Origin of the sequence: Psychrobacter sp. NPDC078501, from assembly GCF_044900935.1 — a bacterium.
Classification (GTDB): Bacteria; Pseudomonadota; Gammaproteobacteria; order Pseudomonadales; family Moraxellaceae; genus Psychrobacter.
This window is the reverse complement of sequence record NZ_JBJDOS010000002.1, coordinates 656,753-670,425: the sequence shown is the minus strand read 5'-3', so window position 1 is coordinate 670,425 and position 13,673 is coordinate 656,753. Positions and strand designations below refer to the sequence as shown.

The window sequence follows — 13,673 nt, the reverse complement described above, 5'->3', positions numbered from 1 at the left end:
CAGGCTCAACAACTGGTTCAGGCTCAACAACTGGTTCAGGCTCAACAACTGGTTCAGGCTCAACAACTGGTTCAGGCTCAACAACTGGTTCAGGCATAGCACTAGTCACTGACTGTGCTAAATTGTCATTATCATAGATACCGCTTTGTAACTCATCGTGACTTGGTGTCTGATAATCAACATTATAAGGCTCTGGCGGTGGTGCTGACGCTTCATGTGCAATAGCATCTGGAGCTGATGCCGAAGAAACTGGTTCTATAGCGGGTACTTTGGTAGCAGACCCGTTGCTATCGTAAGTATTGCTCAAGACTTCATCGACTGGCAATGGACGAAACGCCAATAAACGCAAGATGCACATCTCAAGTGCTTGCATCGGTGTACTTGCGAGCTTGACACCTTCACGGGCTTGTACAACGATCTCATAATACAGCTGCAAGACATCAGGGCTGATATGTTGAGCTAGCGTATAAATATCTTTTGCTTGCGCCTCATTAACATTGAGAGCGACTTCAGGCAACAGCTGAGTCAATGCCAACTGATGTAACAGCTCAGCGAGTCCATCAAACATACCAGTCGCATCAACCATTTGCGCGCGCATTTGTTCAATATGAGCAGCAACAGCAGACTTATCATGATTATAAATATCTGTGATTAGACGCACTAAGTCAGCAGCATCAATAAGACCAAGCATTGCATTAACAGTCGCATCATCCAATGCGCCTTGGCCAAAAGCAATGGCTTGATCGGTCAATGATAACGCATCACGTACAGAACCTTTGGCTGCACTTGCCAATTGCCAAATGGCTGGCTGAGTATAGCCTACCTGCTCTTTGGTCAAGATATTTGCCAAGTGCTCGCTAAGTAACGTTTGTGGTAATGGGCGTAGGACAAATTGCAAGCAACGCGAAATAATCGTAATCGGTAGCTTTTGTGGATCAGTCGTCGCTAATAAAAACTTCACATGTTCAGGTGGCTCTTCTAACGTTTTAAGTAGCGCGTTAAAGCTGTGCGTAGACAGCATATGTACTTCATCAATCAGATAGACCTTATAACGCCCTTGACTTGGTGCATAGGGTACGTTATCAAGCAGCTCACGTGTGTCTTCAACCTTAGTGCGAGACGCAGCATCAATCTCAATAAGATCAATAAAACGTCCCTGATCAATAGCAACGCAGTTATCACATACACCGCAAGGAGTGCTGGTAATACCTGTATCACAGTTCAAGCATTTAGATAAAATGCGCGCAATCGTCGTTTTACCCACACCGCGTGTACCTGTAAACAGATAAGCATGGTGCAAACGATTATAATCAATCGCATTAATCAGCGCTTGAGACACATGCGTCTGCCCAATCAACTCGTGAAAGTTTTTTGGTCGGTATTTGCGAGCTAAAACTTGATATTGCTGCGTCATAAGAAATGCCAATGTAAATAATACAAATATAAAGGGAGCGTCAAACTAATGAATCATACTATGTTCAGATTATAACTGAGCTTGAAGTTGGGCCAGTCGGTCATATAAGCGTTGAGTACTTTCATCAATCAATGAGCCTGCTTGATGAAATATATCTAGATAAACCTCAGTATTTACGCTGTCTTCGCACGGCCTAAACTCTACGCCCAGTAAAAACAAATTGTCCATCACTGGCTCTTGTAACTGGACATTGATATCTGACAATAAATCTTTATAAGAAAGCCTAACATTTTCTGCGCTCAGCGAACTGCTATCGTCTTGTGCATAAAACACCATGAGATAATGGCGTCCAAATACATGATAAGAATGCTCGTGACGGACATATCCATTCCAGCGCGAGTCTTGATCCATGGTTCTATAAGCTAAGATTTTTTCTACTAGACATGCATAGGTATACATTGACTCATCTACCAAAATATCAACCTGATCATTTGGTAAAGGTCTACCTACTTCATGATAACGCTCAAGCACACTGTTGAATAGCTTGAACCACATTCCAGTATTTTTTTGCATCTCAGCCATTAAGGCATCGGCATACACAGTCTGATTCGGCTCTACTGCTTTAAGTAAGCGTAATTCAACTTGCTCAATTAACTCGTTATCGATTAGCTGCTCTTGCACCCTAATCGCTCTTTGGTGAAAGTCAGGTGATTGTAGAAACTGTTTAAGCAATGTTGATTCGTTTTGAAATGATGCAAAGCTAGACAGTTGACGACGATGGAAATCCAAAAAGGTTGTTAAATCACTTGGTGTCACTAACTGATTGAGGATATCAACGAAGTTTTGATGACTAAAGACTTGTAGGATACTTTGCTCATCATCTAAGTCTAAAACACAGTCTTCTGCAAAAAACCGACTGCCATATTCGTAGCCAACTGCATAAGATGAATGGCCCGATTGATCGTTTTGATGATTGATGGACAATGACGTCAAGCCAATAAAATAAACTGCTTTATCAGTTATCGAGGCACTTCTATCTACAATTAGGCTATCGTTTTTTTGATAAATCTGAGCGTGGCGTTTGATGAGTTGGTTAACAACTTCTTTTCTCCACTCACGAACTTTAGTATTATCCACTTCTTGCTTATTTGCCTGTATCACGACGGTATTGACGAGCAAATAAATAGTAGCGCCAGAAAACTCAAAAACAAAATCATAACCCTGAAAATGATCAGAATCAGTGATTTTGTCATCAGGCAACTCATACAATGATAAAAAACATTGCTGTATCATTTTTTGCCATGGCGCATGTGATGCTTGCTGAATATCCATAATACCTCTATAAACGATATTTCACAAAAAAGCTTATACCCATTCTGTGAAAATGAGCAAAAGCTTTTTATGCTGAGTTAAGTATCAGTTTGGATTTACAGCAAGCAAATCCACCTTAGCTGTCTTGTTTGCGGCGCATGTGCGGGAACAAGATCACATCACGGATACTAGCAGAGTCGGTAAATAGCATTACTAGACGATCGATACCAATACCTTCACCAGCTGTTGGTGGCAAACCATAAGACAATGCTTCGATATACTCTTCATCAAAATGCATAGCTTCATCATCGCCAGCGTCTTTTTCAGCAACCTGACCACGGAAACGCTCGGCTTGGTCTGCTGGATCATTAAGCTCACTGAAGCCATTAGCCAATTCACGACCACCAACGAACAGCTCAAAGCGATCAGTAATCTCAGGATTGTCATCACTACGGCGCGCCAGTGGTGAAGTCTCAGCAGGATATTCAGTAATGAACGTTGGCTGACGTAATTGATGCTCAGCCGTTTCTTCAAAGATAATCGTCTGTAGTTTACCCACACCGAACACATCTTTGACTTGTTGCTTAAGTGTCGTTGATGCATATTCTGCTAGGTATTCACGATCATTGATACGCGCCATGTCAAAGTTTTCAGCATATTTTGCAATCGCATCAGACATTGATAGACGAGCAAATGGTGCTTTTAGGCTAATGGCTTCTTCTTGATAAGTCAGCTCTGTTGTGCCTAGCACATCTATTGCTAACTGATTAAACAGACGCTCAGTTAAATCCATTAAATCATGATAATCAGCGTAGGCTTGATAGAACTCAATCATGGTGAATTCAGGGTTATGACGGGTTGAAACGCCTTCGTTACGGAAACTACGGTTAATCTCAAATACGCGCTCAAACCCACCAACGACCAGACGCTTAAGATAAAGCTCAGGCGCGATACGTAGGTATAAAGGCATATCTAATGCATTATGATGTGTCTCAAACGGACGGGCTACTGCGCCGCCTGGTATCGGATGCATCATTGGCGTTTCAACTTCCATAAAACGCTCATTAAGCATAAATTGACGAATGCCACTAACGATCTGACTACGAACCATAAAGGTATTGCGAGTCGTTTCATTGGTCATCAAATCAAGATGACGATTGCGATAGCGCGCTTCGACATCAGCCAAGCCATGGAATTTATTTGGCATTGGACGTAATGATTTGGTCAGTAGCGTAATTTCTTCAATATGCACATACAAATCGCCTTTACCTGAGCGACCGATATAGCCTGATACACCAACGATGTCACCCAAATCTAGTGATTTGATGCTTGCACGCGTCTCCTCATCAAGCTCTTTACGTGCTACATATAGCTGAATACGGCCTGTCATATCTTGGATCACGATAAACGAACCACGGTTGAGCATGACTCGACCTGCCACGTTGACCTGTGTTTTTTCACCATTTGCTGCTTTTTCTTCAATTTCCTGCTTTGAGACACCATCAAAAGCTGTCTGTAAGTCTTGCGCATAATCAGTGCGTTTGAACGTATTAGGATACGGCTGTTTACCTGAAGCACTGATATCATCTAGCTTGGCTTGCAGTTGTGCGATTAGCTCGTTAGCATCTTCTACGACTGGGGTTTGATCTTGGTTCTGATTATTGTGCTTTGACATAACACTCTCAATATTTTTAGGTAATTAAATGGATAAACGAAAAAAGAAAAATTAAATCAATACTTATTATTATAAGAACAGACATGGTGATAAAAACGATAAAACTGTTGGTACTCTTAAAGACTAAATACTAGTCATTGCCACCGATACTGGCCATCAAATCAGCCTGATGCTCACGTAGTAGTGCATCAAGAATCTCATCCAAGTCGCCTTCCATAATAGAGTCAAGCTTATATAAGGTAAGGTTGATACGGTGATCGGTCATGCGACCTTGTGGAAAATTATAGGTACGGATACGCTCTGAGCGATCGCCACTACCGACCAAATCACGACGTATAGAATCCGCCACATCGACCTGTGCTTGTACTTTGGCTTGCTGTATTTTAGAGACCAGCATTTTCATAGCATGCGCACGGTTTTTGTGTTGGCTACGCTCTTGCTGACACTCTACCACGGTACCGGTTGGAATATGCGTCAAACGTACGGCAGAGTCAGTCGTGTTCACGTGCTGACCACCCGCGCCGCTTGAGCGGAAAGTATCCATTTTGATATCAGCAGGATTGATATCAACGGTATCATCAATCTCAACTTCTGGCATGACCGCAACCGTACAAGCTGAGGTATGCACACGACCTTGGCTCTCGGTTTCAGGGACACGCTGTACACGGTGAGCGCCCGATTCAAACTTTAGACGACCATATACACTATTGCCAGATACGCGAGTGATGATTTCTTTATAACCGCCATGCTCACCTTCATTTGCAGAGAGCACTTCTAGTGTCCAGCCTTGGCTCTGCGCGTATTTTTGGTACATGCGGAACAAATCACCAGAGAAAATCGCTGCTTCATCGCCGCCTGTCCCGGCACGAATCTCTAAAAACGCTGGTACTTTATCGTTAGGATCTTTGGGTAGCATCATCAGATTGAGCGCTTCTTCCATCTTTACGATGGTATCACGCGCACTCTCAATCTCATCGATCATCATCTCTTTCATGTCAGGATCTGTTGCATCGGCTAGCATCGCTTCTGCATCAGCCTGATCCGTTTCTGCACCCACGTAGTTTTGCCACAGCGTCGTGATCTCCATCAAGTCGCTGTGCTCAACAGACAACTCACGGAACTTGTTATTATCACTGATGACACTAGGATCTGATAATAAAGCGGTGACCTCTTCATAACGGTCTACCATCTGGTCTAAACGCAGGCGTAAGGATTCTTTCATAAAAGGACTTTTAATTGGATAAGAGGAATAAGCCCGTGATTATAGCAAATTTTTTGGGGTAAATTAAAACCTCTAATCATTCTTGTTAATATTGTCGGTAATCTTGACGTTATCTTTCCAAACATCTCTGTTTATATTTAGATGTCACGACTTAATTTCAATAGCAAAAACGACAGACAAAAAAATAGCTAAGAATATTCTTAGCTATTTTTATCAGGGCAAATAGTTAAAGTATTAGACCTTGCGAACCAACACTGAACCAATAGAGTAACCTGCACCAAATGAGCAAATAACGCCCAAATCGCCTGATACTAGGTCATCTTTGTGGCGATGGAATACAATCATAGGACTCGCTGAGCTGGTATTGGCAAATTCAGCAATAACACTTGGGGCAATCGACTTATCGGCATCTTTACCGACTACGGTACGCAGAATCAAATCCAACATATTGGCATTGGCTTGATGCAACCACATCATCTTAACATCAGATGTTGGGATGTCGTTTTCTTGCAAGTGCTCAGTGATAATCTCTGACACTTTTGGACAGACTTCACGGAATACTTTACGACCGTTTTGCAAAAACAGCTTATCAGTGACCGGTGCTTTGATATCTGGATACATTTCAGTCTGCGCTGCTAGATACTCTGAGCGATCCATAAAGCCATATTCGTTTTTAATGTTGGTCGAAAACTGAGTAAATAGCTTAGAGTTTAGAATCTCGTAACCTTTTGGCGTATCTAATTCTTCAATGATAGAAGCAGTCGCCACATCACCGAAGATAAAGTGGCTGTCACGGTTACGCCAGTTTAGATGCGCTGAGGTAATCTCAACGTTGACCACAGCAATACGTTTGGCCAAACCAGAGATGATAGAACCATGTGCTTGTGACAGACCAAAAGTCGCCGCACTACATGCAACGTTCATATCATAAGCAAAGCCGCCAATCATACCAATTTCGTTTTGGATTTCGATAGCCACCGCAGGATAAGTACGCTGGAAGTTTGAGCAAGCAAGGATGATACCGTCTAAGTCATTGGCCTCAAGTCCAGCATCCGCCAAAGCGTCTCTAAGTGCTGCTGCACCCATTTCGGCCATTACCGACAGCTCTTCGCCCAAGTTGCGGTAAGGAATAACTGGTGCCATGATTTCAGTATTTAAAATACCTTCTTTTTCCATCACATAACGTGATTTGATACCAGATACTTTTTCGATGAAAGCAGCTGAAGAAGGCTCAAGTGCCGTCACTGTCTCTGCAGCTATCTCTTCAGCATGTTCGGTATTATAGTTTTCAACATACTGGTTAAATGACTCAACTAGCTCTTCGTTACTAATGCTGTAAGGTGGGATATAAAGACCAGTGCCTGTGATACAAGTCGTCATGATAAGCTTCCTTGTCTACTACTGTGGTGCTTGGAATAAGCATAAAAGTGGAAAAATAATAGCCATTCAAATTCAGTGAATAACTGTAAACTTAAAATCAGTGTGTTTATTATGCCTGAATATTAAATTTTTTCTAATGCTTTGTTACAAATAATCTGTTTCTGGCGATAAATAAGCAAAGACTCACGTCATTCTTTGATAGCTACGTTATAATTAGCGCCATTTTGCTCTGTGTAACCACCCAAACACGTCGATACACGCTCATCTTTAGGAATACTAATGGCAGAACTTCTTACTTGGTTATTTGGTCAATATGCGGATTACTCCACGACATTTATCGTCTTAGAGTTGATTGCCGTGTTTTTTGGTGTGGCAAGTGTCTTGCTTGCCAGCAGAACCAATATCTTAGTCTTTCCAATTGGCTTAATCAGCACGGCGATATTTGTATATTTACTATGGAAATGGCAGCTGTTTGGCGATATGTTCATCAATGCTTACTATACGGTGATGAGTTTATATGGTTGGATTAACTGGTCAAAGAACAAAAAGAATCAGCCTATAGAGACTCATGAGTCAAACAATGTCCGTATTGAGCATTTGCATGCAGGCGATGTACCTATCTTGTCTGCTTTGGCAATAGCAACCATGTCTTTTGTGGCGCTGATATACTATTTCCGTCCGGTGATTAATAACGGCTTTAGTTTTGATGGTGCCGTTCTTGGTGTACATTTATTCACTTGGGTGGACTATACTGACATGCTCACCACGGCTCTGTTTTTGATGGCTATGTGGCTTATGGCACGGCGCAAAATTGAGCATTGGATACTATGGATCATTGCTGATGCGATATCAGTACCACTATACTTTTATAAAGGCTTTACTTTTACCGCGCTACAATATGTAGTCTTCACTCTCATTGCAATCTGGGCCTATTATGAATGGCAACGACGCTACCGTGTACAACCTTGAACAGCATACGCCTGAATCTGTCATTACTGTCGCAGTTTTGGGCGCAGAAAGTACGGGGAAAACAACCCTATGCCGTGATTTGGCAGCGCATTTCGATAGTCTGTGGGTATCAGAATATATGCGTACTTACTTGCAAGCGAAGTGGGATGATGAGCAGCTTACTTGTACATGGGATGACCTGCTACCTATCGCACAAGGTCAGATTGCGTTAGAGAACAAACTGGCCAAACAAGTCACCCAAACGTCTAATGAAAACCGCTATTTGTTTTGTGATACCAGTCTGTTTGAGCTAATGGTCTACTCTCATTGGTATTATGGTAACTGCCCCACCGCTCTTGAGCAAGCAGCATTGGCGCATCATTATGATTTGATACTATTGACTGAGGTTGATATACCCTGGGTGGCTGATGACCTGCGAGACAGTCCGTACCAACGTGATGAGATAAGCGCCTATTTTGCTAGTCAATTAAGCAAGCATCAAAAAATTTTTCAGCGTATTACTGGCGATAGAAAAGCGCGCGTGCTGCAAGTAGTAGCGCAGCTCGCTAATATAGATAAAATATCGCCTGACTAAAGCTAAACAGCTATACCCAAAAACTTATCCATATTTGTGTCTTTAAGACTTTCATGTCTTTAAAAATTTTTTGTATTTGAAACTTAAGAGATACCCATGCTAAAGAAGTTTGAGCTTTATTTAGAAAAAACCATATTTAATAGCCGCTGGATACTGGCACCCTTTTATCTAGGGTTGGTGTTAGGCATTATTTTATTATTTATTAAGTTTGTCCAGAAACTATGGCATATGTTCGCTGACATTCTGACGGCCTCTGAAGCCAGTGTGATTGTAGATATATTGGTATTGGTTGATATCTCTCTAGTTGCCAGTTTATTGCTTATCATTATATTCAGTGGCTATGAAATTTTTGTCTCAAAAATCGATACTGGCACTCATGATGATCGTCCTAGCTGGATGGGCAAAGTAGACTTTTCTGGTCTAAAGCTCAAAGTCATCGGAGCGATTGTCGCTATCTCGGCGATTGACCTTTTGAAATCCTTTATGGATATATCTAGCGGAATGAGTGAACTTGATGCTGACAAACTCATGTGGAAGGTTATTATTCATATGACCTTTGTATTGTCTGGCTTGTTATTCGCTATCATGGATAAAGTCGTTGGCGACACGAAAAAGCATTAAAAACATTAATAATCGAAAAATAATTATCTGAGAATATCAACTTTTACCCTTTCACAGTTATTCCATATTTCCTGCACATCTTCTCTTCATGCCCTCTCTATGATGTCTTTTAAAGCCACAGTCTGCTATCTCGGCAGCTGTGGATTAAAGACACTTAGGAGGCGACCACATGCAAAAAACATTATTGACTAAGTTATCCATCATTGTAGGACTTTGTATCGTTTTTTCGATTGGTCTCAGTATGATTAGCGACATCATATATGAGAGACAATACTACGCAGAGTCAGTGATAAAAGAAATCACCGAGCAGCACGTCAATCCACAAGAAGTGATTAACCCATTTATCGCCATCCCTACGACAATCACACCGGCATGTCAGTCAGATGCATCTGATACACCAAATATAAAGGGCAAATGCGAACCGTCATACTCGAAGATTGAGACGGTTTTTGCCTCCCAGACGCAGGCTGCACAAAACCTAAAAGTAAACACTGACACCTATAAACGCGGTATCTATAGCGCTACTAGCTATGATGGTCAGCTGACATTCGATCAGAGTTATACGCTTGATAAGACTCTAGAAAATTTAGATCAGGTTGGCACTACAATTGACGATGATGCAGATTCAGTCGGTACATCTCCTAATGCAGATAAGACACAACTAGCCAAAACCATTACCCACTGGAATAAAGCAAAACTTATCATTCCTGTGTCTGACTTACGCGGTGTCGCTACCCTGCCTACTGTCACAATTAATCAAAAATCGATTAAAGCAAACTATCCGCAGATACCAATGATAGAGAACTTAACCTATGTTGAAGTAGATATTCCTACAGACGTATTGGAGCAATTAAAAAATCCTACTAGCCAAAATAATAAAGACAGCCTTGTTGCCACAAGCTCAGCGGGTATAAATTTAGATAAATCAGAAGTAAATAGCAAGTTATCTAATCCTAAAGACAATCAAGCGCTCAATATTGTGATCGACTTGCCGTTAGCTGGCATTAGTAATGTAACGACTGTCCCAACTGGGCAGAACTTTACTCTATCTATGCACAGCGATTGGCAGACACCAAACTTCATCGGCAAAGCATTACCAAATACTAAGAATATTACCGCTAAAGGATTTGATGCCAGTTGGCAAAATCAGTATCTAACCGTTGCCAACAATCAATATCTTTCTCAATGTCTCAGCACACCTAACCATCGATGTACTGTCATAAGTGAATCAACGATCAATACTGATAGTCATTCGTACAATCCTGATTCGTTTGAGGCCTCAAGGGGTCTGACATCAGACAGTGCGACAGTAACTGGCAGCAATCAAAGTGTTCTGCTAAACAGCTTTGGCGTTAGTTTTGCGAGCCCAAATGATGTCTATCTACAAACTGAACGAACCATGAAGTACGCCTTGCTATTAATTTTGGTATCGTTTGGTACTTTCTTTTTATTTGAAGTGCTCAAATCAAGTCGTATCCATCCTATTCAGTATCTACTCGTCGGCTGCGCACTATTTGTCTTTTATGTCTTATTACTACCACTTGCAGAACAAATCGCATTTTGGCAAGCCTATATGGTAGCAGCCAGTGCTTGTGTTGGGCTTATTGGCTGGTATAGCTACTATGTATTTGGCGGTTTCAAACGGGCAGTAATCTTCACCGCAACCCTTGCTGGACTATACGCTGCGTTTTTCGGTATTTTAAGTACAGAAGATCTCAATCTATTACTAGGTGCGATATTCTGCTTTGTGATACTTGCTTGCGTAATGGTGATGACTCGCAAACTCGACTGGTACAAAGTCACGTAAATTATGCATACCTCTTAACCTACTTTCTTTATTTTGAATTGAAATTTTAAAGGAAAAAAGCATTTGGCTGCCTTAGCTTATCAACTGAGCTAAGGCAGCTAATCGTTATATTATTTGACGATATGATTGTTTAACGCTTTAGCCCAATTATTGCAATTATCCTCACAGCGCGGACAACAATGATTGGGGTCAGATATTTCATCGACGTAACCGCAATACATACAAGCATAATAAACCCCTGCTTCCACTTGCTCGACTGGTCGGTATTGCTTGGGGAAAAGCGGCATACCGTAGTCTGTCTTTTCAGAGGTATGCAATAAAATACTAAAATTGCCATCAGCTTCGAGCAAACCAGTACGAACTTGTCCTAAATGCTCAACTCCTTGTTGGCGCATTTCAGCAAAAAACTCATCATGTGACATCTCACCTTTTTTGATTTTATCAAGCACTAGCATGCCATCTTCTACAATATACATTGAGCGCCCCTCTAGCAGGTCCTCAAAAGGCTGGAATTTCATCATCGCCCAAGTACACAGCCTATAGAGTAAAATGACCGTACCCATGATGAGTACCGCTTGGATAATAGGCAGGTCTTCGGTGAACATAGGGTCACCTGCAATAGAGCCCAACGATAAAATAATGGTCAGCTCGAAAATAGAGAGCTGACGGACACCCCGCTTACCAGTGAAGCGCAAAAATGTGATAATTAATACAAACATTACAGTGACACGTATTAAAATTTCTACGGCAAACAACCAAGTTGTGTCATAAATAAAAATACTTGCCCAATTCATACTATCTTTCCTATTTATTTATCTGATTTATTGTGTTTAATGAATGTTGTTCTAAGAGTTCGTTTGATACGACGCACATCATCCCTATTTTTAGACCTTATCGTCAATACAACTATCGTTATTCTGATTTAAAAGAGACTTTTTGCTATAAGTACGACAAAATATCCTGTCTTGTGAGACAGCTATCGAATAGATTAATCAGTTATCAATCTATTATCTTTGCTAAGAAATAAGCGTTCGTTATAACAACGTATCTCGAGACCTAAAACTGAAATCCTATGTTTGCCTGTTTTGTGCCATTTATTCATTGTAGGAATTACTTTTGAAAGCCACTATTTATACTATTATTGCGTTAATCGCCTTTGCCGCAAACTCCCTGTTTTGCCGGATGGCATTGGCAGAAGGCTATATCGACGCTTGGAGCTTTACAGTTATCAGGCTAATGAGTGCGACGGCCTGTCTAGGCATTATCATGGCTATACATGCTTACAGATTGCGACGCCAAACGCCCAATCATGACAACTCTACTGTTTACGCTATATTGAATGATAAAGGCAGTTGGTTTAGTAGTCTCAGCTTGGTGATTTATGCGCTGTGCTTTTCGATTGCATATGTAGAGCTGGATACTGGCACTGGGGCATTGATTTTGTTTTCAGCGGTTCAGCTGACGATGATTGGCTGGGGTATCTACAAAAAAGAACAGATCAGCGCCCTACAATGGTTGGCGTTTGTCGTTGCAGTAGCAGGATTCGTGTATTTGATGCTGCCATCAGCTGCCATACCATCACCATTGGCGGCAGCGTTAATGGCTATGAGCGGCGTAGCTTGGGGAGTATATAGTATACGCGGCAAATCATGTGTCTCGCCGCTTCGAGCGACAGGGTTTAACTTTGTGCGTAGTTTAGTCGCTGTGCCTATACTATTACTGGTAGGTATGATGTACCTAGATGATTTGGGTTTCAAAAATATAAATTTGGAAGGTATTACGACTGAAGGTGTACTACTCGCCTGTGCATCAGGAGCGATCGCCTCAGGGTTGGGCTATAGTATCTGGTATACAGCAATGCCACTATTGAAAAACACACAAGCCGCTATCGTTCAGCTATGTGTCCCTGTGATTGCTGCGTTGCTAGGTGTGATATTTTTGTCTGAACAGCTGACTGTTCCATTTATAGTTGCAAGCACAGTCATTTTGGGCGCGGTCTTGGTATTTACTTTAAATAAAAAAGTACCAGTATAAATTAAGTCTATTAGTGATTTATCATTAATAATCTGCTCAGAAAAGGTTCCAGCTAATTACGTTACCGGACAACATAAAACGCCCCGACTCTTATAAATCGGGGCGTTTTATATTCGAGTTATTATTTTAATATTGTTAGTCTATGATCAAAAGTCGTTGAACAATAGCCTTTAAGCAACAGTCTGTACACAACAGCCTTTAAACAACGGTCACTTCTAGACGAGTATCGACATTGCCGCGAGTAGCATTAGAATACGGGCACACCTGATGCGTGGCTTCTATCAGCTGCTGCGCCTGCGCTTCATCAATACCTGATACTTCTACAGACAACTCTATCTCTAAGTTGTAGCTACCGTCAGCTTTCATACCGATACCCACTTGCGCAGAGGTTTTTGAAGCGGTAACAGGCAATTTCATGTGCTGTGCAGTCATGCTCAAAGCGCTATCAAAACAAGCCGCGTAACCCATGGCAAAAAGCTGTTCTGGGTTCACGCCTTCTTTGTCTTGCTCTTGAAAAGATACTAAGTCAAATCCTAAAGAACCATCGTCTAATCCAGTATGGCCAGAACGTCCACCAGTAGCGGTTGCGCGCGTTTTATAAAATATTTTCATGATTAATTATTCCTTGTTTCATATTATTAGAGGTCGTACTTACGCTGTTGCGAT

12 protein-coding genes are annotated in these 13,673 nt (G+C 41.5%); 5 read left to right on the top strand and 7 right to left on the bottom strand.

Annotated elements, in window-relative coordinates; all coding sequences use genetic code 11:
- From dnaX to ACI2IW_RS05715, 5 genes are all read right to left on the bottom strand, one after another.
- Positions 1–1,414, bottom strand: a 1,414-nt coding sequence (gene dnaX, locus ACI2IW_RS05735; RefSeq protein ID WP_404692964.1) for a DNA polymerase III subunit gamma/tau, incomplete at its 3' end; no start/stop codon positions are given.
- Positions 1,415–1,483: 69 nt separating this feature from the next.
- Positions 1,484–2,746: a hypothetical protein gene (locus ACI2IW_RS05730; protein ID WP_404692963.1), complete on the bottom strand. Its 1,263-nt coding sequence runs from the start codon at positions 2,744–2,746 to the stop codon at positions 1,484–1,486.
- A 115-nt stretch (positions 2,747–2,861) separates the two neighbouring features.
- Complete coding sequence (gene lysS, locus ACI2IW_RS05725; protein WP_296209946.1) at positions 2,862–4,400, bottom strand: lysine--tRNA ligase; 1,539 nt, start codon at positions 4,398–4,400, stop codon at positions 2,862–2,864.
- Positions 4,401–4,530: 130 nt separating this feature from the next.
- Positions 4,531–5,622: a peptide chain release factor 1 gene (gene prfA, locus ACI2IW_RS05720; RefSeq protein ID WP_404692962.1), complete on the bottom strand. Its 1,092-nt coding sequence runs from the start codon at positions 5,620–5,622 to the stop codon at positions 4,531–4,533.
- Positions 5,623–5,856: 234 nt separating this feature from the next.
- On the bottom strand, positions 5,857–7,002 hold the full coding sequence (locus ACI2IW_RS05715; protein WP_404692961.1) for a beta-ketoacyl-ACP synthase III: 1,146 nt from the start codon (positions 7,000–7,002) through the stop codon (positions 5,857–5,859).
- Between the two features lie 279 nt (positions 7,003–7,281).
- Here ACI2IW_RS05715 and pnuC point away from each other — a divergent pair, with 279 nt between their 5' ends.
- From pnuC to creD, 4 genes are all read left to right on the top strand, one after another.
- Positions 7,282–7,971 carry a nicotinamide riboside transporter PnuC gene (gene pnuC / locus ACI2IW_RS05710; RefSeq protein ID WP_404692960.1) on the top strand — a complete coding sequence of 230 codons (690 nt, stop codon included), beginning with the start codon at positions 7,282–7,284 and terminating at the stop codon, positions 7,969–7,971.
- Positions 7,958–8,545, top strand: a complete 588-nt coding sequence (locus ACI2IW_RS05705; RefSeq protein ID WP_404692959.1) for an AAA family ATPase — start codon at positions 7,958–7,960, stop codon at positions 8,543–8,545. Before pnuC ends, ACI2IW_RS05705 begins: the two co-directional genes overlap by 14 nt.
- 96 nt (positions 8,546–8,641) lie before the next feature.
- A complete protein-coding gene (locus ACI2IW_RS05700; RefSeq protein ID WP_102093027.1) occupies positions 8,642–9,166 on the top strand; it encodes a TIGR00645 family protein in 525 nt (174 codons plus the stop codon).
- Positions 9,167–9,335: 169 nt separating this feature from the next.
- A complete protein-coding gene (creD, locus tag ACI2IW_RS05695; RefSeq protein WP_404692958.1) occupies positions 9,336–10,973 on the top strand; it encodes a cell envelope integrity protein CreD in 1,638 nt (545 codons plus the stop codon).
- A gap of 110 nt (positions 10,974–11,083) precedes the next feature.
- On the opposite strand, the gene ACI2IW_RS05690 is transcribed toward creD, so the two are convergent.
- The gene (locus ACI2IW_RS05690) at positions 11,084–11,767 is read right to left on the bottom strand and encodes a DUF421 domain-containing protein (protein WP_404692957.1); all 684 of its coding nucleotides are present in this window, start codon (positions 11,765–11,767) and stop codon (positions 11,084–11,086) included.
- Positions 11,768–12,089: 322 nt separating this feature from the next.
- On the opposite strand from ACI2IW_RS05690, the gene ACI2IW_RS05685 reads away from it, so the two are divergent.
- Positions 12,090–13,007, top strand: coding sequence for a DMT family transporter (locus ACI2IW_RS05685; RefSeq protein WP_404692956.1), 918 nt, complete (start codon positions 12,090–12,092; stop codon positions 13,005–13,007).
- Between the two features lie 198 nt (positions 13,008–13,205).
- Here the strand turns inward: ACI2IW_RS05685 and ACI2IW_RS05680 are convergent, their stop codons facing one another.
- The gene (locus ACI2IW_RS05680; RefSeq protein WP_160021698.1) at positions 13,206–13,619 is read right to left on the bottom strand and encodes an organic hydroperoxide resistance protein; all 414 of its coding nucleotides are present in this window, start codon (positions 13,617–13,619) and stop codon (positions 13,206–13,208) included.
- Between the last annotated feature and the right edge of the window lie 54 nt (positions 13,620–13,673).